Annotated in this window: 3 protein-coding genes and 1 pseudogene; 1 reads left to right on the top strand and 3 read right to left on the bottom strand. The window is 65.4% G+C overall.

Annotated features, from left to right (window positions below; genetic code table 11):
• Positions 1-175, bottom strand: a 175-nt coding sequence (locus VNW74_RS14825) for a transposase (protein ID WP_325678061.1), incomplete at its 3' end; no start/stop codon positions are given.
• 20 nt (positions 176-195) lie between these two features.
• Here VNW74_RS14825 and VNW74_RS14820 point away from each other — a divergent pair.
• Positions 196-1,349: pseudogene (locus VNW74_RS14820) on the top strand (IS3 family transposase); the annotation flags it as partial.
• Positions 1,350-1,571: 222 nt separating this feature from the next.
• Here the strand turns inward: VNW74_RS14820 and VNW74_RS31910 are convergent.
• Both VNW74_RS31910 and VNW74_RS14815 read right to left on the bottom strand, forming a co-directional pair.
• Positions 1,572-2,297, bottom strand: a complete 726-nt coding sequence (locus VNW74_RS31910) for a DUF4236 domain-containing protein (RefSeq protein ID WP_414686687.1) — start codon at positions 2,295-2,297, stop codon at positions 1,572-1,574.
• A 57-nt stretch (positions 2,298-2,354) separates the two neighbouring features.
• The gene (locus VNW74_RS14815) at positions 2,355-2,660 is read right to left on the bottom strand and encodes a hypothetical protein (RefSeq protein WP_325678059.1); all 306 of its coding nucleotides are present in this window, start codon (positions 2,658-2,660) and stop codon (positions 2,355-2,357) included.
• Between the last annotated feature and the right edge of the window lie 68 nt (positions 2,661-2,728).

Genomic DNA, 2,728 nt, shown 5'->3' with positions numbered 1-2,728 from the left:
ACTGACAACCGGTGCTCAGCACATACATGATGCCGTTGACCACCTCCCGCGCATCCACCTCGCGCTTGCGCCCGCCGTGCTTCGCGGGCGGGATCAACGGCGCCACCAGCGACCATTCCTCCTCGGTCAGATCACTCGGGTTGAAGTTGCCCCGGTTTCGTGGACACCGGAATATTTGTGTTCGAGGAGTCCACAATGGCCAAGACAAGAGGAGCCTACCCACCTGAGTTCCGTCGCCAGATGGTTGAGTTGGTGCATGCTGGCCGCACGCCTGAGGAACTGGCGCATGAGTTCGAACCAACAGCGCAGTCGATCAGGAATTGGGTGGCGCAGTGGGCACGCAACGGCGGTCGCGGCGACGGCGGCCTGAGGACAGCGGAGCGCGAGGAGCTCAGCCGGCTGCGGCGTGAGAACCGCCAGCTCCGGCTTGAGCGGGAGATCCTCTCAAAGGCGGCGGCCTGGTTCGCTCGGGAGACGAACGCGATCCCACCGAAGGGTTCCGGTTTGTGAGCGATCACCAGGCCAACTATCCAATCGCCACGATGTGCCGAGTGCTGGGTGTCTCCTCCAGCGGCTATCATGCGTGGGTGAAGCGGCGTCCGTCGCAGCGTGCCGAGAGAGACGCGGTGCTGATCGCGGCGATCCGTGCTGCGCACACAGCTTCGCGCGGCACCTACGGCGCGCCGCGCGTGCATGCAGAGCTTGCCGCCAAGGGCATTCGGGTTGGCTGCAGGCGGGTTGCGCGACTGATGACGCAGGCCGGTCTTGCCGGTGTGTGTCGGCGCAAGTTCGTCACCACCACGGTCAAGGATGGTGGCCGCCAGGCGCCCGACCTGGTTGAGCGCAACTTCACGGCGAAAGCGCCTGATCGGCTGTGGGTCGCCGACATCACCTACATCTCGACCTGGGCAGGCTTTCTCTATCTCGCCGTCGTGCTCGACGCCTTCAGCCGCCGCATTGTCGGCTGGTCGATGGCCACGACACTCGCCAAACAACTGGTGCTCGATGCGCTGAGCATGGCGCTGCAGACGCGACGGCCCAGGGACGTGATCCATCACTCCGACCAGGGTTCGCAGTACACCTCGATCGAGTTCGGCCGCCGCTGCCGCGATGCAGGCGTACGCCTCTCAATGGGCTCGGTCGGCGACGCGTATGACAACGCCATGTGCGAGAGTTTCTTCGCAACCCTCGAATGCGAGCTGCTCGATCGGTGTCGGTTCAAGACACCGGCCGAAGCGCGTCGTGCGGTGTTCGAATTCATCGAGGGCTTCTACAATCCGCGCCGCCGTCACTCCTCGATCGGATATCTCTCACCGATCGACTACGAGCGTCAGCGTCGCGCTGCGGTGGTCAACCCCGACGCATGCCAGCCTGCCATCGTGCTCGCGGCCGTCAAGGACAAGCCCTTCGGGCAGCCCCAAGCGGGGCCGTCCTTGACCGCCGCTGTGCGCGACGGCCGCACCATCGTGCGGGTCGGGACGGAAGAATGGCTCCGCCAGGGGCCGAACCAAAGAATGCCTCGAAACGGGAGGGCAACATGCCGTCAGATCAGATAGCCTGATCCCAAACGCTCAACACTCCACGAAACCGGGGTAAGTCCAGACTACGGCGTCTTGCGAGTTTGACCCACGGCATCCGGCACCGCTCAATGGGCGAAATGTCAAAAGTACTGCCGAAAAGGCTCTGCTTCGGGGGTGTTTCCCGATTTGGCGGCTGGTGACACGACTGTTGGGTCTAGGCCGAGATGGAGCGGCCGTCTGGTTCGTCATTGACGGGCGGCGTCTGTCGGCGTCCGCCAGATCGGCGGAGTGACGATCGCCGGCCCCGCGAGCGCGACCGCCGTCCGCTTCCGGGGCGGAGGCTTGTAGCGGTAGCCATCCGGCCGCCCATAAGAACAACAGCGCCATTATGACGGCAGCACCGAGCAGCTGCGCGCCCCAGATGACGACGGTGACGACGTTTACTGAACGTTGGTGTGGTGCCGTTGCCGTATAGCTGAGGCCGGTGCCTGACGCGCTGACGGTCGCCCTGGTGTTGCGGCCGACCTTGACGTGCGCGCCGCGACCCACGAGTGAGGTGGACAGGCCGTGCTTGCCGATGTTCAACCGGATGCCCGGAGCGAGGCGGAAGCTGTGGCGGTAGCGGAAGGGCCCCCGCCGGCCGAGGATCAACCAGATCCCCGGGGCGAGGTGGAAGCTGCGACGGAAGCGGAGCAGCCCCCACTGGCCGATGTTCCACCGGTTGCCCGGGGCGAGGCGGATGCGGCAGCGGAAGCGGCATAGCCCCCACCGGACCACGTTCAGCCGGATGCCCGGAGCGATGGGGAAGCTGTGGCGGAAGCGGACGGGCACGGGTCATGCCTCCGACGCCGGCAAGCGCCGTTGCTCAAGCTGGTCGGTGCGACCCTCAAGCCGAGTAATGCGTGTCACGGTGTCCGAGACGATCGCGCCCCCTACCATGGTCGCTCCCGCGGTCGATGCACGCCGCGCCTCGGTGACGACCTGCCTTTCGTCGGCCTCAAGCTTGAGCATGCGGTCTTCGAGCGCCTTCAGCCGTCGTTCGATGACCAGGAGGGATGCCTGGACGGTCTTATGAAGCGCGAACAGGTCCTCGATCTTGCGCGCGAACGTCCACAGCCCGCCGATTGCAGGAAGCGCCACCTATGCGGCTTCAACGATGCGCGTGGACCGCAACCGGGCCAACAGCGCGTCCATCTCCTTTATGGCCT

Origin of the sequence: Mycobacterium sp. (assembly GCF_035570115.1) — a bacterium.
Taxonomy (GTDB): Bacteria; Actinomycetota; Actinomycetes; order Mycobacteriales; family Mycobacteriaceae; genus Mycobacterium.
This window is presented reverse-complemented; position numbering and strand designations above follow the sequence as displayed.